The sequence below is a fragment of the Klebsiella sp. JB_Kp004 genome (assembly GCF_040065795.1).
GTDB lineage: Bacteria > Pseudomonadota > Gammaproteobacteria > Enterobacterales > Enterobacteriaceae > Klebsiella > Klebsiella quasipneumoniae.
In genome coordinates, this window is record NZ_JBEAKW010000051.1 from 50,647 (window position 1) to 69,875 (window position 19,229).

Sequence of the window (19,229 nt, forward strand, 5' to 3'; positions counted from 1 at the left end):
GTTATTTTACCTGGTCGAGCGCCGCACAAAGTTGTTTGGCGGCGAGGATAATACGTGGGCTTGCGCGTTCAAACCAGTCGCTGTGTAACGCAATCAACGAAATGGTGAGCTGATGTTGCCAAAAGCGCTGCGCCTCGGCGATGCGGCTGGCGTCGCCGGTCACCACAATCGCCTGCGGCTGACGGGCCAGCACCTGTTCGCGGCTCACCTGCGGCCAGGGAACACGGCTGGCGGCAAAGATATTCTCGCCGCCGCACAGCCTCAGCACCTGATCCTGAATCGAGCCGGGGCCGCTGGTGAACAGCGGGGCGGAACCGAACTGCAGGAAGACGCGTTTCTTCGGCGCGCTGGCATAGCGCGCTTTCAGCGCATCGTATTCCTGCTGCATCGCCTGCGCCGCCTGCTGCGCTTTTTCCGGCTGCGGGCTCCACTTCGCCAGTTGACGCAGGGTGGCGATGATCTCTTCGATGGTCGAAGTCTGCACCCAGAGGACGTGGATCCCCAGGGACTGCAGCTGGTTAACCTGACGTTCGGCATTACCGCCGCGCCAGGCCAGCACCAGGTCTGGCTTTAACGCTACGATGCGCTCCAGGTTCATCCCCTGCCAGCTGGCAACCTGCTCAATCGTTTTGGCCTGCGGCGGATAATCGGAATAGCTACTGACGCCGACCGGCGTGATCCCGGCGGCAAAGGCCAGTTCGGTATTGGCGGGGGAGAGGGTGATCACCCGCGGCGCGGCCAGCAGCCACGCCGGGGCGAGTAACAGCAGCGCGGCAAGCGCGAAGGAGAGCGACTTAGCCACGTGCCAGGTTCTGGACCAGATTCTCCACCATCAGGGTGGACTGTCTGGCGGCGACCGCAAGGAACTCCTCAAAGCTGAGGTGAGACTGCTGGTCGGCCACATCGGAGATGGCGCGAACCACCACGAAGGGAACCTTAAAGTTATGGCAAACGTGAGCGATAGCGGTCGCTTCCATTTCCACAGCGATCGCCTGCGGGAAATTATGGCGGATCTTCGCCAGACCGACAGAGCCGTTAATGAAGGCATCGCCGCTGACGATCAGGCCGCGAACGGCATTGAGATCTAACGCGTTAATGCAGCTCTCCGCGGCGGCCACCAGTTTTTCGTCCGCTTTAAAGCCCGCCGGGCAGCCAGGCAGCTGGCCGTACTCATAACCGAAGGCGGTGACGTCGGCGTCGTGGTAGCGCGCTTCATCGGAGACGACGATATCGCCGACCTTCAGCGTCGGCGCCAGGCCGCCGGCAGAGCCGGTATTAATGATCACGTCAGGCTGGTAACGCTCCAGCAGCAGGGTCGCGCCCATCGCCGCCGCCACTTTCCCGATACCAGACTTCAGTAGCGCGACGTCAACGCCGTGAAGTTGGCCGGTATAGATTTCGCTCCCGCCAATAGTGATAGTCTGGCGGTTTTCGATTTTGTCGCGCAGAAGGGTAACTTCCTCTTCCATAGCGCCAATAATGCCAATTTTCATAGATTTACTCGCGATGTGTCAGGTTTAGTTGCATAGTCTATCATGCGCTTAAGGGGAAGCGTATTGCTCGCGCGGGAGAGGCTATGGCAAAGATTGATTTTCGCAACAAGATAAACTGGCGTCGACGCTTCCGTTCGCCGCCGCGTGTCGAGACGGAGCGCGACATCCTGCGGATCTTCGAAAGCGATCGGGGACGGATCGTCAACTCGCCGGCCATCCGTCGCTTACAACAAAAAACTCAGGTCTTCCCGCTGGAGCGCAACGCGGCGGTGCGTACCCGTCTGACCCACTCGCTGGAGGTGCAGCAGGTGGGGCGTTACATCGCCAAAGAGGTACTGAGCCGGCTGAAAGAGCAGAGGCTGCTGGAAGAGTATGGCCTGGAAGAGCTGACCGGGCCATTCGAGAGCGTGGTGGAGATGGCCTGCCTGATGCACGATATCGGCAACCCGCCGTTTGGCCATTTTGGCGAGGCGGCGATTAACGACTGGTTCCGCCAGCGTCTGGCGCCCGGCGATGCGCTCGGGCAGCCGCTGACCGACGATCGCTGTGAAGTGCAGGCATTACGCCTGCAGGAGGGGGAAACGTCGCTTAACGCGCTGCGCCGCAAAGTGCGCCAGGATCTCTGTTGCTTTGAGGGCAACGCCCAGGGCATTCGTCTGGTCCATACGCTGATGCGCATGAATCTAACCTGGGCGCAGGTCGGCTGTATTCTGAAATATACTCGTCCGGCGTGGTGGTCCGAGGCGACGCCAGCCAGCCACAGTTATTTAATGAAGAAGCCTGGCTACTATTTAGCCGAAGAGGAGTATGTGGCGCGCCTGCGTAAAGAACTGGATCTGGCGCCTTACAATCGGTTCCCATTAACCTGGATTATGGAAGCCGCGGATGACATCTCATATTGCGTCGCGGATCTCGAGGACGCGGTGGAAAAACGTATTTTCAGCGCTGAGCAGCTTTATCAGCATCTTTACGACGCCTGGGGCAGCCATGAAAAAGGATCGTTATTCTCGCAGGTGGTGGAAAATGCCTGGGAGAAATCACGAGCCAATTCCCTGAAGCAGAGCGCGGAAGATCAGTTTTTTATGTATTTGCGGGTGAACACGCTGAATAAGCTGGTGCCCTACGCGGCGCGCCGATTTATTGACAACCTGCCGGCCATCTTTACGGGCGACTTTAATCATGCGCTGCTCGAGGACGACAGCGATTGCAGTCAGCTGCTGGAGCTTTATAAAAATGTGGCGATGAAACAGGTGTTTAGCCATCCGGATGTCGAGCAGCTGGAATTGCAGGGCTACCGGGTGATCAGCGGCCTGCTGGATATCTATCAGCCGCTGCTGAAATTATCACTGGAGGATTTCAGCGAATTAGTGGCGCAGGAGCGGGTACGGCGTTTACCCATTGCCTCCCGGCTGTATCAGAAACTTTCAACCCGCCACCGGCTGGCCTATGTGGAAGCGGTAAATAAGCTCGCGCGCACAGCGCCTGAATTTGCGCTGATGGAATACTATTATCGCTGCCGTCTGATTCAGGATTATATCAGCGGGATGACGGATTTATATGCGTGGGATGAATATCGACGACTGATGGCGGTGGAATAGGCTGGAGTTTTGTAAAGATGGACAATAAATTTTTACTTTTTCCAGAAACTTAATTCCGGAACTTAGCGCTATAAAATGACTCTGATAGTCACGTACACAGCAACTTTCGTTTTCTGATATTGAGATTGAAACTGATGAAAAAAACCACGTTAGCAATGAGTGCACTGGCTCTGAGTTTAGGTCTGGCATTGTCCCCGCTCTCTGCGAGCGCGGCGGAAACGGCATCTTCGGCCACTAACGCGCAGCAGATGCCAAGCCTGGCCCCGATGCTGGAGAAAGTGATGCCGTCGGTGGTGAGCATTAACGTTGAAGGTAGCACCACCGTTAATACCCCACGGATGCCGCGTAACTTCCAGCAGTTCTTTGGCGATAACTCGCCGTTCTGCCAGGATGGTTCTCCATTCCAGAGTTCGCCGTTTTGCCAGGGCGGCGGACAGGGCGGTCAGCCTGACGGCGGCCAGCAGCAGAAATTCATGGCGCTGGGCTCCGGCGTGATTATTGATGCGGCCAAAGGGTATGTGGTGACCAACAACCACGTCGTGGACAACGCCACCACGATTAAGGTCCAGCTGAGCGATGGTCGTAAGTTTGATGCCAAAGTCGTGGGTAAAGACCCGCGCTCTGATATCGCGCTGATTCAGATTCAGGATCCGAAAAACCTGACGGCAATTAAGCTTGCCGACTCTGACGCGCTGCGCGTCGGCGACTACACCGTGGCTATCGGTAACCCGTTCGGTCTGGGCGAAACCGTGACCTCCGGGATTGTTTCCGCGCTGGGTCGTAGCGGCCTGAACGTGGAAAACTACGAAAACTTTATCCAGACCGATGCGGCGATTAACCGCGGGAACTCCGGCGGCGCGCTGGTGAATCTCAACGGCGAGCTGATCGGCATCAACACCGCCATTCTGGCGCCGGACGGCGGCAACATCGGTATCGGTTTTGCTATCCCGAGCAACATGGTGAAAAACCTGACCGAACAGATGGTGAAATATGGCCAGGTGAAACGCGGCGAGCTCGGCATCATGGGCACCGAACTGAACTCTGAGCTGGCGAAAGCGATGAAAGTCGACGCCCAGCGCGGCGCCTTCGTCAGCCAGGTGATGCCGGGGTCGGCGGCCGCGAAAGCGGGCATTAAAGCCGGCGACGTGATCACCTCCCTCAACGGGAAGGCGATCAGCAGCTTCGCCGCGCTGCGTGCTCAGGTCGGCACCATGCCTATCGGCAGCAAGGTTGAGCTTGGCCTGCTGCGCGATGGCAAACCGGTGACCGTCACCGTCGAACTGCAGCAGAGCAACCAGACCCAGGTTGACTCCAGCACCATCTTCAACGGGATTGAAGGGGCGGAAATGAGCAACAAGGGTCAGGACAAAGGCGTGGTGGTCAATAATGTGAAAGCCGGCACCCCGGCGGCGCAGATTGGCCTCAAGAAAGGCGACATCATTGTCGGGGCCAACCAGCAGCCGGTGAAAAACATCGCCGATCTGCGGAAAATCTTCGACGCCAAACCGTCCGTGCTGGCGCTGAACATTCAGCGCGGCGACGCCTCCATCTACCTGCTGCTGCAGTAATCGTCAGCGCTTGATCCCAGCCCCTTCCCTCGCCGAGGGCAGGGGCTTTTTTTCGTTCTGTGACCGCTTCCACAACTCCACATATCTCATCCGGGCTTCGGGCATATGCACAATGCAGCAGGGCGACGACTCTTTTATGCTGGTGCCCTGCAAAGGGGAGGATTACATGGCTGGCTGGCATCTCGATACCAAAATGGCGCAGGATATTGTGGCGCGGACGATGCGCATCATCGATACCAACATCAACGTGATGGATGCCCGCGGGCGGATTATCGGCAGCGGCGATCGGGAAAGGATTGGTGAATTGCACGAAGGCGCGCTGCTGGTGCTTTCCCAGGGGAGGGTGGTGGATATCGACGACGCGGTGGCTCGCCATCTGCACGGGGTGCGCCAGGGCATTAACCTGCCGCTGCGCCTGGAGGGGGAGATCGTCGGGGTGATCGGCCTGACCGGCGAGCCGGAGTCGCTGCGAAAATATGGCGAGCTGGTGTGCATGACGGCAGAGATGATGCTGGAGCAGTCGCGACTGATGCATCTCCTGGCGCAGGACAGCCGTCTGCGCGAAGAGCTGGTGATGAACCTGATTCAGGCGGAAGAGCATACCCCGGCGCTGAACGAATGGGCTCAGCGATTAGGCATCGACCTGAATCAGCCGCGCGTGGTGGCGATGATTGAGGTGGACAGCGGCCAGCTCGGCGTAGACAGCGCGATGGCGGAATTACAGCAACTGCAGAACGCGCTGACCACGCCCGATCGCCATAATCTCGTGGCCATTGTCTCGCTCACGGAAATGGTGGTGCTGAAACCGGCGCTGAACAGCTTTGGCCGCTGGGACGCCGACGATCACGTCCGGCGCGTCGAGCAGCTTATTGCCAGGATGAAAGAGAATGGCCAGCTCCGTTTCCGCGTGGCGTTGGGCAACTTCTTCACCGGCCCCGGGAGTATCGCCCGCTCTTACCGTACCGCTCGCACGACGATGATGGTGGGCAAGCAGCGGATGCCGGAGAGCCGCTGCTATTTCTATCAGGATTTGATGCTGCCGGTGCTGCTTGACAGCCTGCGCGGCGGCTGGCAGGCCAATGAGTTGGCTCGTCCGCTGGCGCGTCTCAAGGCGATGGATAACAACGGACTGCTGCGGCGAACGCTGCAGGCGTGGTTTCGCCATAACGTGCAGCCGCTGGCGACGTCGAAGGCCCTGTTTATTCATCGGAATACGCTGGAGTACCGGTTGAATCGTATTTCGGAGCTGACGGGGCTGGATCTTGGCAGCTTTGACGACCGGCTGCTGCTGTATATCGCGCTGCAGCTGGATGAACAACGCTAAGGCGTGAAGGTAAAAAAATGCCGGGTAGCGACTCGCCATACCCGGCCTGGACGATGCATGCTGTCGGTAGCGGTTTGATACCGCCAGCCCGGTCAGGCGACGCGCCGCCGGGGATGCGCTTACTTACGGGTGAGCTTTTCCAGATCGGCTTCGATTTCGCTGATCTTATTGGTGACCACGCTTTCCAGATGGCGTAAATCGTCGAGGATTTTACGCTTGAGATCGATTTCAGTGCGATCGCGCTGGCAGATCTGATCCAGCTCATCGATGACGTAGCGCAGATTGGGGCTGATCTCCTGGACCTCTTTGTAGCCCTGGCCGACGCCGTCGGCGACGACGGTTTTGCGCTGACGCGGATATTTGAACTTCACGCTCTTGGCGAAGAATTCGCCTTTGTCTTTCTGAAAATAGATTTTCAGAATGTCGTTGTTAGCTTCCTGCCGCAGGCTATAGCGATCGATCTCATCAGGGTTGGTAATGCCAAGACTTTTCAGATTATCGTACATAACGGTACCTTTGATAGCATCATAACCATTGAATAATTAACGAAAAAATCCATTCTCGCCAGCATCAAATATAAAAAAAGCGGGATATCTCCCGCTTTTTATTTGCTTTAGTCGATGGTGCGCAGCAGTTCGTTAATGCCGACCTTGCCGCGAGTTTTAGCATCGACTTTCTTCACGATCACTGCGCAGTACAGACTGTATTTACCATCTTTCGACGGCAGGTTGCCTGACACCACTACCGAGCCAGCCGGCACGCGGCCGTAGAAGACTTCGCCGGTTTCTCGATCGTAGATTTTGGTGCTCTGACCCAGGTAAACGCCCATGGAGATCACGGAGCCTTCTTCGACAATCACCCCTTCAACTACTTCAGAGCGCGCGCCGATGAAGCAGTTGTCTTCGATGATGGTCGGGTTCGCCTGCAGCGGCTCCAGTACGCCACCGATGCCGACGCCGCCGGACAGGTGAACGTTTTTACCGATCTGCGCGCAGGAGCCGACGGTGGCCCAGGTGTCAACCATGGTGCCTTCGTCAACGTAGGCGCCGATGTTAACGTAGGACGGCATCAGCACGGTGTTGCGGGCGATAAACGCGCCCTGGCGCACCGCTGCCGGCGGCACCACGCGGAAACCTTCTTTCTGGAAACGCGCTTCGTCATAGTCAGCGAATTTCATCGGTACTTTATCGAAGTAGCGGCTTTCCGCACCATCGATAACCTGGTTATCGTTAATACGGAAAGAGAGCAGTACCGCCTTCTTCAGCCACTGATGCGTCACCCACTGACCGTCGATCTTCTCAGCGACGCGCAGCGCGCCGGAATCCAGAAGGGCAATAACCTGGTTAACCGCTTCGCGGGTCACGGTATCCACATTGGCCGGCGTGATGTCGGCGCGACGCTCAAAGGCGGACTCAATAACGTTCTGTAACTGCTGCATTGTTTCTTTCCATTCACTAAAAAAAATACGTCACCCTTTATCGTTTGGATTGAGGGCCGCTGTCAACCGTTGTTGCACTTCTTGTTGCAGCTCATTATTAAGGGCACGCCGGTCGGCGGTAGCGATTATAAATAAATCTTCTACTCGCTCACCAATTGTCGTAATTCGCGCCCCGTGAAGCGAAATTCCGAGGTCGGCGAACACCTGACCGACGCGGGCGAGCAGCCCGGGCTGGTCAAGGGCAATCAGCTCGAGAAACGATTTGCGATCGGTATGGGTCGGCAGGAAATTCACCTCGGTGTCCACCGAAAAATGACGCAGCTTTGCCGCCTGACGACGGGGCGCCGGGGGCTCCCAACTGCGCTGGGTGATGGTCTGTTCCAGACCCTGGCGGATCGCCTCGTGGCGGTCGGCGGACAGCGGACTGCCGTCAGGCTCAAGGACGATAAAGGTATCCATCGCCATGCCGTCGCGGGTGGTGAAGATCTGCGCGTCGTGGACGCTGAGGTTGCGACGGTCCAGTTCGCCGCACACCGCGGCGAACAGGTAAGGGCGATCCGGGCTCCAGATAAAAATCTCCGTTCCGCCGCGAGTGGCCTGCGAGCTCAGGAGGATCATCGGCTTATTCAGATCGTGGCGCAGCAGGTTGCGGGCGTGCCAGGCGAGCTGCGTCGGCGTATGTCGTACGAAATAGTTGGCGCGGCAGCGGTTCCAGATTTGATGCAGCGCCTCTTCATTAATATTGTCCATCCGCAGCAGGGCCAGCGCCTGCAGCTGATGGTGACGCACCCGTTCGCGCATGTCCGGGGTGCTTTGCATGCCGCGACGCAGCTGTTTTTCAGTGGCGAAATAGAGTTCGCGCAGCAGGCTCTGCTTCCAGCTGTTCCACAGGGTTTCGTTGGTGGCGCAGATATCGGCGACGGTCAGGCACACCAGAAAGCGCAGGCGATTTTCCGTTTGCACCTCCTCGGCGAACTGCTTAATCACCTCCGGATCCTGAATATCGCGCCGCTGGGCGGTGACCGACATCAGCAGGTGGTGACGCACCAGCCAGGCGACCAGCTGCGTTTCACGGGAGTTCAGCCCGTGCAGTTCGGCAAATTTCAGCACATCCTGTGCGCCGAGGATCGAGTGGTCGCCGCCGCGCCCTTTGGCGATGTCGTGGAACAGGGCGGCGATTAAAATCAGCTCCGGGTGCGTTAAGCGCGGCCACAGTTCCACGCACAGCGGGTGGCGGCTACGGGTCTCTTCTTTAGCAAAGCTCTCCAGCTTGAGCATCACGCGGATGGTGTGTTCATCGACGGTGTAGGCGTGAAACAGGTCGAACTGCATCTGGCCGACGATATGGGACCACTGCGGCATATAGGCCCACAGCACGCTGTGACGATGCATCGGCAGCAGTCCGCGACTCACTGCCCCCTGATGGCGCAGCATGCTGAGAAAGAGCGTGCGCGCCTCCGGGATATAGCACAGCGGCTGGGTCAGATGGCGGCGGGCGTGGCGCAGATGGCGCAACGTCGTGGAGTAGATGCCGGTGATGGTGCTGTTGCGCACCATGATATAAAACATGCGCAGAATGGCCTGCGGCTCGCGTATAAACAGCGTATCGTCACGCAGATCGATCAGCGTGCCGCGCAGCTGGAAATCATCATCGATCGGGCGCGGTTTTTCATCCTCGGTCAGGGCGAGGATGGCCTCTTCAAACAGCTGCAGCAGCATCTGGTTCAGCTCGCTTACCCGGCGGGTGACGCGGAAGAAGTCCTTCATCATATGCTCAATCGGCTGGTTGCCGTCGCCTTCATAGCCGAGCCGCCGGGCGACGCTGAGCTGGCGGTCGAAAAGCAGGCGGTTGTCATAGCGAGTGAGTTCGAGATGCAGCGCGAAGCGGATACGCCACAGCTGGTGCAGACACTCGTTGAGCTCATTGCGCTCGGCCTCGGTCAGAAAGCCGAAGCCGACCATCTCATCCATCGAGGTGGCGCCGAAATGGCGGCGAGCCACCCACTGTAGCGTATGGATATCGCGCAGGCCGCCGGGGCTGCTTTTCACGTCCGGCTCGAGGTTATAGCTGGTGCCGTGATAGCGCTGATGACGAACGTTCTGCTCTTCGACTTTCGCGGCGAAGAACTTTTCTGATGGCCAGAAGCCGTCGCTAAAAATATGTTTTTGCAGTTCAAGGAACAGCGCGACGTCGCCGATCAGCAGGCGCGATTCGATTAAGTTGGTGGCGACGGTGAGATCCGAAAGCCCTTCCAGCAGACACTCTTCGAGAGTGCGCACGCTGTGGCCTACCTCCAGTTTGACGTCCCACAGCAGCGTCAGCAGTTCGCCGACCTTTTGCGCCTGGTCGTCCGGCAGCTTTTTGCGGCTGAGGATCAGCAGATCGACGTCAGAGAGCGGATGCAGCTCGCCGCGGCCATAGCCGCCGACGGCCACCAGCGCCAGGTCGCAGACGGATTCAAAGCCGCAGGCGATCCACAACCGCTGCAGCAGCTGGTCGATAAATTCGGTGCGCGCCGCAATGAGCTGCTCCGCGGCGATACCGGCGTCAAACGCCTCGCCCAGCCAGTGCTGAAAGGTATCGATGTGCGCCTTAATTGCGGCACAGTTCAGATCGCCCTGCGGCCAGCTCACCGGAGGTTCCGGCGGGATGGGCAGAAGGGGGGAGGCTGTGTCAGGTAATGAGTTGCTCATCGCGTCACCATAAGAAAAAACTATCTAATAAAAAAGCCGGCGGGCGCCGGCTTTTCATCATTCATCGTGCGAGATTATCGCCGGGATGGTGTCATCCTTACGTAGCGTCAGAATTTCGCAGCCGTTGTCTGTCACCACAATAGTATGCTCATACTGCGCAGACAAGCTCCGGTCTTTGGTTTTCACCGTCCAGCCGTCTTTCATGCTGCGGATCTCTTTTTTACCGGCGTTGACCATCGGCTCGATGGTGAAGGTCATGCCTGGTTTGAGCACGACGTTGGTTTCCGGCGAGTCGTAGTGCAGCACCTGCGGCTCTTCATGGAAGCCGCGGCCGATGCCGTGACCACAGTATTCGCGAACCACGGAGAACCCTTCCGCTTCCACATATTTTTGGATCGCCGCGCCGATGGTGCGCAGGTTGATGCCCGGCTTCACCATCTTCAGCGCCAGGTACAGGCTTTCCTGAGTGATGCGGCACAGGCGCTCGCCGAGAATCGTCGGTTTGCCGACGATAAACATTTTGGAGGTATCGCCATGGAAATCATCTTTAATGACGGTCACGTCGATATTCACGATATCGCCATCTTTCAGCAGCTTGCCGTCGTCAGGGATACCGTGACAGACCACTTCGTTGACCGAAATGCAGACGGATTTCGGATAGCCATGATAGCCGAGACAGGCGGAAATGGCCTTCTGCTCGTTAACGATATAGTCGTTACAGATACGGTCCAGTTCGCCAGTGCTGACGCCCGGCTTAACCCAGGGTTCGATCATTTCCAGCACTTCAGCGGCCAGACGACCGGCAACGCGCATTTTTTCAATATCTTCAGATGTCTTAATAGAGATAGCCATGGAGTATGTCCAGCAGTGTCGATATTTTCGACAATAATAGAGTAAGTCCTGTCAATGGTAACAGTCCGGGCAGGCTGGTGCCAAACTGAGAATCATTAACAGCACGTGACGTCAACAAGAGTTGGTGTCTGGATGGATTTTGTGATATAAAGCGCGCCGGACTTCCGTTCCATCTCAGATACACAAGGATGGGACGTAAGCGACATCGCTCACTTTGTGTAATAACACACACGTATCGGCACATATTCCGGGGTGCCCTTCGGGGTCGGTAATATGGGATACGTGGAGGCATAACCCCAATTTAATCTATAGAGGTTTTAAACATGGCAACTGTTTCCATGCGCGACATGCTCAAGGCTGGTGTTCACTTCGGTCACCAGACCCGTTACTGGAACCCGAAAATGAAGCCGTTCATCTTCGGTGCGCGTAACAAAGTTCACATCATCAACCTTGAGAAAACCGTACCGATGTTCAACGACGCTCTGGCTGAACTGAACAAGATCGCTGCTCGTAAAGGTAAAATCCTTTTCGTTGGTACTAAGCGCGCTGCAAGCGAAGCGGTAAAAGACGCTGCTCTGAGCTGCGACCAGTTCTTCGTGAACCATCGCTGGCTGGGCGGTATGCTGACTAACTGGAAAACCGTTCGTCAGTCCATCAAACGTCTGAAAGACCTGGAAACTCAGTCCCAGGACGGTACTTTCGACAAGCTGACCAAAAAAGAAGCGCTGATGCGTACTCGTGAGCTGGACAAGCTGGAAAACAGCCTGGGCGGTATCAAAGACATGGGCGGCCTGCCGGACGCACTGTTCGTTATCGACGCTGACCACGAGCACATCGCTATCAAAGAAGCAAACAACCTGGGCATCCCGGTATTTGCTATCGTTGATACCAACTCTGATCCGGACGGCGTAGACTTCGTTATCCCGGGTAACGACGATGCAATCCGCGCAGTAAGCCTGTACCTGGGCGCTGTTGCTGCTACCGTTCGTGAAGGTCGCTCTCAGGACCTGGCTTCTCAGGCGGAAGAAAGCTTCGTAGAAGCTGAATAATAAGGTTTAAGCCCTTATTAGTACCGTGTATGAATAGGGGCCCATTATCGGCCCCTTTTTTCAATTTACGCTGTTTGGCCGTTGGCCGGGCAGTATCCACATCTCCCGAGGATTTTAGAATGGCTGAAATTACCGCTTCCCTGGTAAAAGAGCTGCGCGAACGTACTGGCGCAGGCATGATGGATTGCAAAAAAGCGCTGACTGAAGCGAATGGCGACATCGAGCTGGCAATCGAAAACATGCGTAAATCCGGCGCGATCAAAGCGGCGAAGAAAGCAGGCAACGTGGCTGCTGACGGCGTGATCAAAACCAAAATCGAAGGCAACTACGGTTACATTCTGGAAGTTAACTGCCAGACTGACTTCGTTGCTAAAGATGGTGGTTTCCAGGCATTTGCTGACAAAGTACTGGACGCCGCTGTTGCGGGTAAAATCTCCGACGTTGAAGTTCTGAAAGCGCAGTTCGAAGAAGAACGTGTTGCCCTGGTTGCTAAAATCGGTGAGAACATCAACATCCGTCGTATCGCTGTTCTGGAAGGCGACGTTCTGGGCAGCTACCAGCACGGTGCGCGCATCGGCGTTCTGGTTGCCGCTAAAGGCGCTGACGAAGAGCTGGTTAAGCAGCTGGCAATGCACGTTGCCGCAAGCAAGCCGGAATTCGTTAAGCCGGAAGACGTGTCTGCTGAAGTGGTAGAGAAAGAGTACCAGGTTCAGCTGGACATCGCGATGCAGTCCGGTAAGCCGAAAGAAATCGCAGAGAAAATGGTTGAAGGCCGCATGAAGAAATTCACCGGCGAAGTTTCTCTGACTGGTCAGCCTTTCGTCATGGAGCCGAGCAAATCTGTTGGTCAGCTGCTGAAAGAGCACAACGCTGACGTGACTGGCTTCATCCGCTTTGAAGTGGGCGAAGGCATCGAGAAAGTTGAGACTGACTTTGCAGCAGAAGTTGCTGCGATGTCCAAGCAGTCTTAATTTTTACAAGGAGCCGCCTGAGGGCGGCTTCTTTTTGCGCCCATTTTGTAAATTCAGCCAACTGCTTATAGTGACCGCGCTGAAATGCGACATACAATGTCGCCGGAATTCTCACATCTCATTCGTTGACAGTCTCAGGAAAGAAACATGGCTACCAATGCAAAACCCGTCTACAAACGTATTCTGCTGAAATTAAGTGGCGAAGCGCTGCAGGGCTCAGAAGGCTTCGGTATTGATGCAAGCATACTTGACCGCATGGCTCAAGAGATCAAAGAGCTGGTTGAGCTGGGTATTCAGGTTGGCGTAGTAATTGGTGGCGGTAACCTGTTCCGTGGTGCTGGTCTGGCGAAAGCGGGTATGAACCGCGTTGTGGGCGACCACATGGGCATGCTGGCTACGGTTATGAATGGCCTCGCGATGCGCGATGCGCTCCACCGCGCCTATGTGAACGCTCGTCTGATGTCCGCCATTCCGCTGAACGGCGTGTGCGACAACTACAGCTGGGCAGAGGCGATCAGCCTGCTGCGCAACAACCGCGTGGTGATCCTTTCCGCGGGTACCGGCAACCCGTTCTTTACCACCGATTCCGCAGCCTGCCTGCGCGGGATTGAAATTGAAGCCGATGTGGTGCTGAAAGCCACCAAGGTTGACGGCGTATTCACCGCCGATCCGGCCAAAGATCCTTCCGCCACGATGTACGATCAGCTGACCTACAGCGAAGTACTGGAAAAAGAGCTGAAAGTGATGGATCTGGCGGCCTTCACCCTGGCGCGTGACCATAAATTGCCGATTCGCGTCTTCAACATGAACAAACCTGGCGCGCTGCGTCGCGTGGTGATGGGCGAAAAAGAAGGCACATTGATCACGGAATAATTCCCGTCAGCGCCAAATCCGGGTAAGATTCCGCTTTACTTTCGCGGGGATATTACCCGGTGATTTTCATTAAATCTGACTATACTTAGCTCATTTTCCGACGGGTGCCCCGTCTGGTCTGACTGAGACAAGCTTTCAAGGATTCGTAACGTGATTAGCGATATCAGAAAAGATGCTGAAATCCGCATGGAAAAATGCGTCGAAGCATTCAAAAACCAAATCAGCAAAATTCGCACGGGTCGTGCTTCTCCGAGCCTGCTGGACGGGATTGTTGTTGAATACTACGGTACGCCGACCCCGCTGCGCCAGCTGGCCAGCGTCACCGTCGAAGACTCCCGTACCCTGAAAATCAACGTCTTTGACCGTTCTATGTCCGCGGCTGTTGAAAAAGCGATCATGGCGTCCGACCTCGGTCTGAACCCAAGCTCTGCCGGTAGCGATATTCGTGTTCCGCTGCCGCCGCTGACCGAAGAGCGTCGTAAAGATCTGACCAAGATCGTGCGTGGTGAAGCTGAGCAGGCGCGCGTTGCCGTACGTAACGTTCGCCGCGACGCCAACGACAAAGTCAAAGCGCTGCTGAAAGAGAAAGAGATCAGCGAGGATGACGATCGCCGTTCTCAGGACGACGTGCAGAAAATGACTGACGCCGCCATCAAGAAAGTTGACGCGGCGCTGGCAGACAAAGAAGCGGAACTGATGCAGTTCTGATGCTCTGCCCTTACTCGGGCCTGACAGCGTCTGGCCTGAGTAAAATCCGAAACGCCGTACAGAAGACTGTACGCTCAATTCTCGGGATTGCGTTGCGACCGCTGGCCTTGTAGCCTTTAGCGCTAAGTTGAAGGCCTGATGCCGCCGTCTTATCCCTGATAATTGCTGCGTAGGGGCTTGCTGGCGGCGTTTTGCTTTTTATTCTGTTTCCACTCTTCTGGACGTCTCATGAAGCAATTAACCGTTCTCGGTTCGACCGGCTCCATTGGCTGTAGCACGCTGGACGTGGTACGCCATAATCCCGGTCGCTTTTCCGTCGCCGCGCTGGTCGCGGGGAAAAACGTTGACCGTATGGTTGAACAATGCCTTGAATTTACCCCCCGTTACGCCGTGATGGACGATGCGCAAAGCGCTGAGCGGTTGCGCACCCGTCTGCAGGAACATGGCTGCCGTACCGAGGTGCTGAGCGGCCAGCAGGCGGCGGCAGAGGTCGCGGCGCTGGAGGAGGTCGATCAGGTGATGGCGGCTATCGTCGGCGCGGCGGGTCTGGTGCCGACGCTGGCGGCGATCCGCGCCGGAAAAACGGTGTTGTTAGCGAATAAAGAGTCGCTGGTGACCTGCGGTCGCTTGTTCATGGAGGCGGTTCAACGGTCGGGGGCGCGATTGCTGCCGGTCGATAGCGAACATAACGCGATTTTTCAGAGTATGCCGGAGACAATTCAGCAGCATCTGGGATACGCTGACCTGGCGCAGAACGGCGTTTCGTCCATTCTGCTGACCGGCTCGGGCGGGCCTTTCCGCGAGACAGCGGTAGCTGAACTTGCGGCGATGACGCCGGATCAGGCCTGCCGTCATCCCAACTGGTCGATGGGACGCAAGATCTCCGTCGACTCCGCCACGATGATGAACAAAGGTCTGGAATATATTGAAGCGCGCTGGCTGTTTAACGCCTCGGCCCGGCAGATGGAGGTCCTTATCCATCCGCAGTCGGTGATCCACTCGATGGTTCGCTATCAGGACGGCAGCGTGCTGGCGCAGCTTGGGGAACCGGATATGCGCACGCCGATCGCCCATACCATGGGCTGGCCGCAGCGGCTGAACTCCGGGGCTAAGCCGCTGGACTTCTGTCAGCTGAGCAATCTGAGCTTCTCCGCGCCAGACTATACGCGGTATCCGTGCCTGAAGCTGGCGATGGAGGCGTTTGACGTCGGCCAGGCGGCGACCACCACGCTGAATGCGGCCAATGAAGAGTCGGTTGCCGCGTTTCTGCAGGGCGATATCCGCTTTACCGATATTGCGGCGGTTAACCTGGCGGTGCTGGATAAGATGAACCTGCTGGAGCCGCAAAGCATTGATGACGTTCTGGTTATCGACGCTGAGGCCCGCGCGGTTGCTCATCAACAGCTGAAGCGGTTGGTCACCCAGGCGTAACGCGGTGATATTTGTGGGCGCAAAGCTTCAGTGATATAGTCTGCGCCACCCGATCGTTGCATTTTGTTGTTGAAGATTACGGTGGCCGTGGCAAAACACGGCTTTTTTGCGTAAAGCTTTTGGTTGTTCTCTGCGATTGGCTGCAGCCCCGGCACCGGATAAAAATGCGTATCCAGCGCGGCCCGGTGGCCTCTGTTTGGTGGCTAGTTAATCCTTATTATGGACTTAAAACGCGTGATGTTGTCTGCTAATCAAACTGTCAGCGAAATATCGCCTACACATGGCTGCCGTCATGTCGCCATTATTATGGATGGCAACGGCCGTTGGGCGAAACGGCAAGGTAAAATTCGCGCTTTCGGGCACAAGGCCGGTGCGAAATCCGTGCGTCGCGCGGTCTCTTTCGCGGCGAATAATGGAATTGAGGCGTTAACGTTATACGCATTCAGCAGCGAAAACTGGAACCGTCCGGCTCAGGAAGTCAGTGCGCTGATGGAGCTGTTCGTCTGGGCGCTGGATAGCGAAGTCAAAAGCCTGCACCGACACAATGTGCGTTTGCGGATTATTGGCGACACCACGCGCTTCAATGCGCGCCTGCAGGAGCGTATCCGCAAAGCGGAAGCGCTGACCGCGAACAATACCGGCTTAACGCTGAATATTGCGGCCAATTACGGCGGTCGCTGGGATATTACCCAGGGCGTTCGTTTTCTGGCGAAACAGGTACAGGACGGGACGCTGCTGCCTGAGCAGATCACGGAAGACATGCTGAGTCAGCAGGTCTGCATGCATGAACTGGCTCCCGTAGATTTAGTTATTAGGACCGGGGGAGAGCACCGAATAAGTAATTTTCTGATTTGGCAAATTGCCTATGCCGAACTTTACTTTACGGATGTTCTTTGGCCCGATTTTGCTGAACAGGACTTTGAAGGTGCACTCCATGCCTTTGTTAATCGAGAGCGTCGTTTCGGCGGCACTGAGCCGGGTGGCAGTCATGCCTGATGGGGGTCACTTTTGCTGAAGTATCGCCTGATATCTGCTTTCGTCTTAATCCCCGTCGTCATTGCGGCGCTGTTTTTATTGCCGCCGATGGGGTTTGCTATCGTGACCCTGGTGGTCTGCATGCTCGCCGCGTGGGAGTGGGGGCAACTGAGCGGTTTCACCTCGACGTCGCAGCGGGTCTGGCTGGCGGTGTTGTGCGGCCTTCTGCTGGCGGCGATGCTGTTTTTGCTGCCGGAATACCATTATGACGTTCATCAACCGATGGTTGAAGGCTCGCTGTGGGCCTCTTTCGCCTGGTGGATCGTCGCGCTGCTGCTGGTGCTCTCTTATCCGGCGTCGGCGGCATTCTGGCGGCACTCGAAAGTGCTGCGCCTTATCTTCGGTATCCTGACCATCGTCCCGTTTTTCTGGGGCATGCTGGCGCTGCGCGCCTGGCACTATACCGATAACCATTACAGCGGCGCGCTGTGGCTCCTGTATGTGATGATTCTGGTCTGGGGCGCGGACTCCGGCGCCTATATGTTTGGCAAAATGTTTGGCAAGCACAAGCTGGCGCCGAAGGTCTCGCCGGGGAAAACCTGGCAGGGCTTTTTTGGCGGTTTGCTGACCGCGGCGGTGATCTCCTGGGCCTACGGGGTGTGGGCCCATCTTGACGTTACGCCAACGGTGCTGCTGGTCTGTTCGGTGGTGGCAGCCCTGGCTTCGGTGCTGGGCGATCTGACGGAAAGTATGTTTAAGCGCGAGGCCGGCATTAAGGATAGCGGGCACTTGATTCCCGGACATGGCGGTATTCTCGATCGTATCGACAGCCTGACGGCGGCGGTGCCGGTCTTCGCCTGTCTGCTACTGTTGGTCTTCAGGACGATTTGACGGAAGGTTATATGCTGAGCGTGCTCTGGAATCTGGCAGCTTTTATCATTGCGCTTGGCGTACTGATTACGGTGCATGAGTTTGGCCATTTTTGGGTAGCGCGCCGCTGCGGTATCCGGGTTGAGCGTTTTTCTATCGGCTTCGGCAAAGCGCTATGGCGGCGGATGGATAAGCAGGGTACGGAGTTCGTCATTGCCCTGATCCCGCTGGGCGGCTATGTCAAGATGCTGGATGAGCGTGTTGAAGCGGTGGCGCCGGAGATGCGCCACTACGCTTTCAATAATAAAACCGTCGGCCAGCGTGCGGCGGTGATTGCCGCCGGTCCCATCGCTAACTTCCTTTTCGCTATCTTTGCCTACTGGTTGGTCTTCATCATCGGCGTTCCTGGAGTTCGCCCGGTAGTGGGTGAAATAACCCCCAATTCGGTTGCCGCGCAAGCACAAATTGCAAAAGGCACGGAACTTAAAGCGATAGATGGTATCGAAACGCCTGATTGGGATGCGGTGCGTCTGCAGCTGGTGGCCAAAATCGGCAACCCGCAAACAATACTTACCGTCGCCCCTTTCGGGACCAATCAGCGCCAGGATAAAATCGTCGATCTGCGGCACTGGGCGTTTGAGCCAGACAAGCAAGATCCCGTGACGTCGCTAGGGATCCAGCCGCGCAGCGCGCAGATTGATACGGTGCTGGCGGAAGTCCAGGCGGGCTCGGCAGCTCAGAAAGCAGGTTTGCAAGCGGGCGACCGGATCGTTAAAGTCGATGGACAACCGTTAACGCAGTGGATGACGTTTGTTAATCTGGTGCGCGATAATCCGGGCAAAGCGCTGGCGCTGGAGATTGAACGGCAGGGGAGTGCGCTGCCGTTAACCCTGACGCCGGATGCAAAAACGGTGAAAGGTAAGGCAGAAGGGTTCGCAGGGGTGGTGCCAAAGGTCATCCCGCTGCCTGAAGAATACAAGACAGTACGTCAGTACGGACCGTTTGCCGCCATCGCTGAAGCCACGGATAAAACCTGGCAGCTGATGTCGCTGACGGTCAGGATGCTGGGTAAATTGATAACCGGTGATGTCAAACTGAACAACCTCAGTGGGCCGATCTCTATCGCTCAGGGGGCTGGAATGTCAGCGGAGTTTGGGTTGATTTATTATCTGATGTTCCTTGCGCTGATTAGCGTGAACCTCGGAATCATCAACCTGTTCCCACTACCCGTACTGGATGGGGGACATCTGCTGTTTTTGGCGATTGAAAAGCTGAAGGGCGGGCCGGTATCCGAGCGAGTTCAAGACTTTAGTTATCGCATTGGCTCAATACTGCTGGTGCTGTTAATGGGGCTTGCACTTTTCAATGATTTCTCTCGGTTATAA

General features: G+C 56.6%; 17 protein-coding genes. 11 read left to right on the top strand and 6 right to left on the bottom strand.

Annotation, left to right across the window (positions count from 1 at the left end):
• Window position 1: 1 nt before the first annotated feature.
• Entirely contained in the window at window positions 2-802 is an 801-nt protein-coding gene (gene btuF, locus ABLX76_RS24070) for a vitamin B12 ABC transporter substrate-binding protein BtuF (protein ID WP_023292039.1), read from the bottom strand.
• The gene (mtnN, locus tag ABLX76_RS24075) at window positions 795-1,493 is read right to left on the bottom strand and encodes a 5'-methylthioadenosine/S-adenosylhomocysteine nucleosidase (protein ID WP_348875386.1); all 699 of its coding nucleotides are present in this window, start codon (window positions 1,491-1,493) and stop codon (window positions 795-797) included. The genes btuF and mtnN overlap by 8 nt, the downstream gene beginning before the upstream one ends.
• An 83-nt stretch (window positions 1,494-1,576) precedes the next feature.
• On the opposite strand from mtnN, the gene dgt reads away from it, so the two are divergent.
• From dgt to cdaR, 3 genes are all read left to right on the top strand, one after another.
• Entirely contained in the window at window positions 1,577-3,091 is a 1,515-nt protein-coding gene (gene dgt / locus ABLX76_RS24080) for a dGTPase (RefSeq protein ID WP_049013573.1), read from the top strand.
• Window positions 3,092-3,225: 134 nt separating this feature from the next.
• Entirely contained in the window at window positions 3,226-4,659 is a 1,434-nt protein-coding gene (gene degP, locus ABLX76_RS24085) for a serine endoprotease DegP (protein ID WP_023292042.1), read from the top strand.
• Window positions 4,660-4,825: 166 nt separating this feature from the next.
• Complete coding sequence (gene cdaR / locus ABLX76_RS24090) at window positions 4,826-5,983, top strand: DNA-binding transcriptional regulator CdaR (protein ID WP_023292043.1); 1,158 nt, start codon at window positions 4,826-4,828, stop codon at window positions 5,981-5,983.
• A gap of 119 nt (window positions 5,984-6,102) precedes the next feature.
• Here the strand turns inward: cdaR and ABLX76_RS24095 are convergent, their stop codons facing one another.
• The 4 genes from ABLX76_RS24095 to map form a co-directional block, all read right to left on the bottom strand.
• A complete protein-coding gene (locus tag ABLX76_RS24095; protein ID WP_002889292.1) occupies window positions 6,103-6,489 on the bottom strand; it encodes a DUF3461 family protein in 387 nt (128 codons plus the stop codon).
• A 107-nt stretch (window positions 6,490-6,596) separates the two neighbouring features.
• The gene (gene dapD / locus ABLX76_RS24100; protein ID WP_002889295.1) at window positions 6,597-7,421 is read right to left on the bottom strand and encodes a 2,3,4,5-tetrahydropyridine-2,6-dicarboxylate N-succinyltransferase; all 825 of its coding nucleotides are present in this window, start codon (window positions 7,419-7,421) and stop codon (window positions 6,597-6,599) included.
• A 30-nt stretch (window positions 7,422-7,451) separates the two neighbouring features.
• A complete protein-coding gene (glnD, locus tag ABLX76_RS24105; RefSeq protein ID WP_348875387.1) occupies window positions 7,452-10,115 on the bottom strand; it encodes a bifunctional uridylyltransferase/uridylyl-removing protein GlnD in 2,664 nt (887 codons plus the stop codon).
• Window positions 10,116-10,172: 57 nt separating this feature from the next.
• On the bottom strand, window positions 10,173-10,967 hold the full coding sequence (map, locus tag ABLX76_RS24110; RefSeq protein ID WP_004204446.1) for a type I methionyl aminopeptidase: 795 nt from the start codon (window positions 10,965-10,967) through the stop codon (window positions 10,173-10,175).
• A 323-nt stretch (window positions 10,968-11,290) separates the two neighbouring features.
• Between map and rpsB the strand changes: the two genes are divergently transcribed.
• The 8 genes from rpsB (at window position 11,291) to rseP (ending at window position 19,229) form a co-directional block, all read left to right on the top strand.
• Window positions 11,291-12,016 carry a 30S ribosomal protein S2 gene (rpsB, locus tag ABLX76_RS24115; protein WP_004204447.1) on the top strand — a complete coding sequence of 242 codons (726 nt, stop codon included), beginning with the start codon at window positions 11,291-11,293 and terminating at the stop codon, window positions 12,014-12,016.
• A 119-nt stretch (window positions 12,017-12,135) separates the two neighbouring features.
• A complete protein-coding gene (gene tsf, locus ABLX76_RS24120; RefSeq protein WP_004151930.1) occupies window positions 12,136-12,987 on the top strand; it encodes a translation elongation factor Ts in 852 nt (283 codons plus the stop codon).
• Window positions 12,988-13,134: 147 nt separating this feature from the next.
• Window positions 13,135-13,860 carry a UMP kinase gene (gene pyrH, locus ABLX76_RS24125; protein WP_002889306.1) on the top strand — a complete coding sequence of 242 codons (726 nt, stop codon included), beginning with the start codon at window positions 13,135-13,137 and terminating at the stop codon, window positions 13,858-13,860.
• Between the two features lie 150 nt (window positions 13,861-14,010).
• A complete protein-coding gene (gene frr, locus ABLX76_RS24130) occupies window positions 14,011-14,568 on the top strand; it encodes a ribosome recycling factor (protein ID WP_002889308.1) in 558 nt (185 codons plus the stop codon).
• Between the two features lie 228 nt (window positions 14,569-14,796).
• Window positions 14,797-15,999: a 1-deoxy-D-xylulose-5-phosphate reductoisomerase gene (gene ispC, locus ABLX76_RS24135; RefSeq protein ID WP_044521082.1), complete on the top strand. Its 1,203-nt coding sequence runs from the start codon at window positions 14,797-14,799 to the stop codon at window positions 15,997-15,999.
• 237 nt (window positions 16,000-16,236) lie between these two features.
• Window positions 16,237-16,995: a (2E,6E)-farnesyl-diphosphate-specific ditrans,polycis-undecaprenyl-diphosphate synthase gene (ispU, locus tag ABLX76_RS24140; RefSeq protein ID WP_032429282.1), complete on the top strand. Its 759-nt coding sequence runs from the start codon at window positions 16,237-16,239 to the stop codon at window positions 16,993-16,995.
• Window positions 16,996-17,007: 12 nt separating this feature from the next.
• Window positions 17,008-17,865, top strand: a complete 858-nt coding sequence (gene cdsA / locus ABLX76_RS24145; RefSeq protein ID WP_023292047.1) for a phosphatidate cytidylyltransferase — start codon at window positions 17,008-17,010, stop codon at window positions 17,863-17,865.
• Window positions 17,866-17,876: 11 nt separating this feature from the next.
• Complete coding sequence (gene rseP / locus ABLX76_RS24150; RefSeq protein ID WP_004204451.1) at window positions 17,877-19,229, top strand: sigma E protease regulator RseP; 1,353 nt, start codon at window positions 17,877-17,879, stop codon at window positions 19,227-19,229.

Coding starts and splice junctions, on each gene's coding strand:
- mtnN (WP_348875386.1), bottom strand. CDS start 1,493: ATGAAAATTGGCATTATTGGCGCTATGGAAGAGGAAGTTACCCTTCTG.
- dgt (WP_049013573.1), top strand. CDS start 1,577: ATGGCAAAGATTGATTTTCGCAACAAGATAAACTGGCGTCGACGCTTC.
- degP (WP_023292042.1), top strand. CDS start 3,226: ATGAAAAAAACCACGTTAGCAATGAGTGCACTGGCTCTGAGTTTAGGT.
- cdaR (WP_023292043.1), top strand. CDS start 4,826: ATGGCTGGCTGGCATCTCGATACCAAAATGGCGCAGGATATTGTGGCG.
- ABLX76_RS24095 (WP_002889292.1), bottom strand. CDS start 6,489: ATGTACGATAATCTGAAAAGTCTTGGCATTACCAACCCTGATGAGATC.
- dapD (WP_002889295.1), bottom strand. CDS start 7,421: ATGCAGCAGTTACAGAACGTTATTGAGTCCGCCTTTGAGCGTCGCGCC.
- glnD (WP_348875387.1), bottom strand. CDS start 10,115: ATGAGCAACTCATTACCTGACACAGCCTCCCCCCTTCTGCCCATCCCG.
- map (WP_004204446.1), bottom strand. CDS start 10,967: ATGGCTATCTCTATTAAGACATCTGAAGATATTGAAAAAATGCGCGTT.
- rpsB (WP_004204447.1), top strand. CDS start 11,291: ATGGCAACTGTTTCCATGCGCGACATGCTCAAGGCTGGTGTTCACTTC.
- tsf (WP_004151930.1), top strand. CDS start 12,136: ATGGCTGAAATTACCGCTTCCCTGGTAAAAGAGCTGCGCGAACGTACT.
- pyrH (WP_002889306.1), top strand. CDS start 13,135: ATGGCTACCAATGCAAAACCCGTCTACAAACGTATTCTGCTGAAATTA.
- ispC (WP_044521082.1), top strand. CDS start 14,797: ATGAAGCAATTAACCGTTCTCGGTTCGACCGGCTCCATTGGCTGTAGC.
- ispU (WP_032429282.1), top strand. CDS start 16,237: ATGTTGTCTGCTAATCAAACTGTCAGCGAAATATCGCCTACACATGGC.
- rseP (WP_004204451.1), top strand. CDS start 17,877: ATGCTGAGCGTGCTCTGGAATCTGGCAGCTTTTATCATTGCGCTTGGC.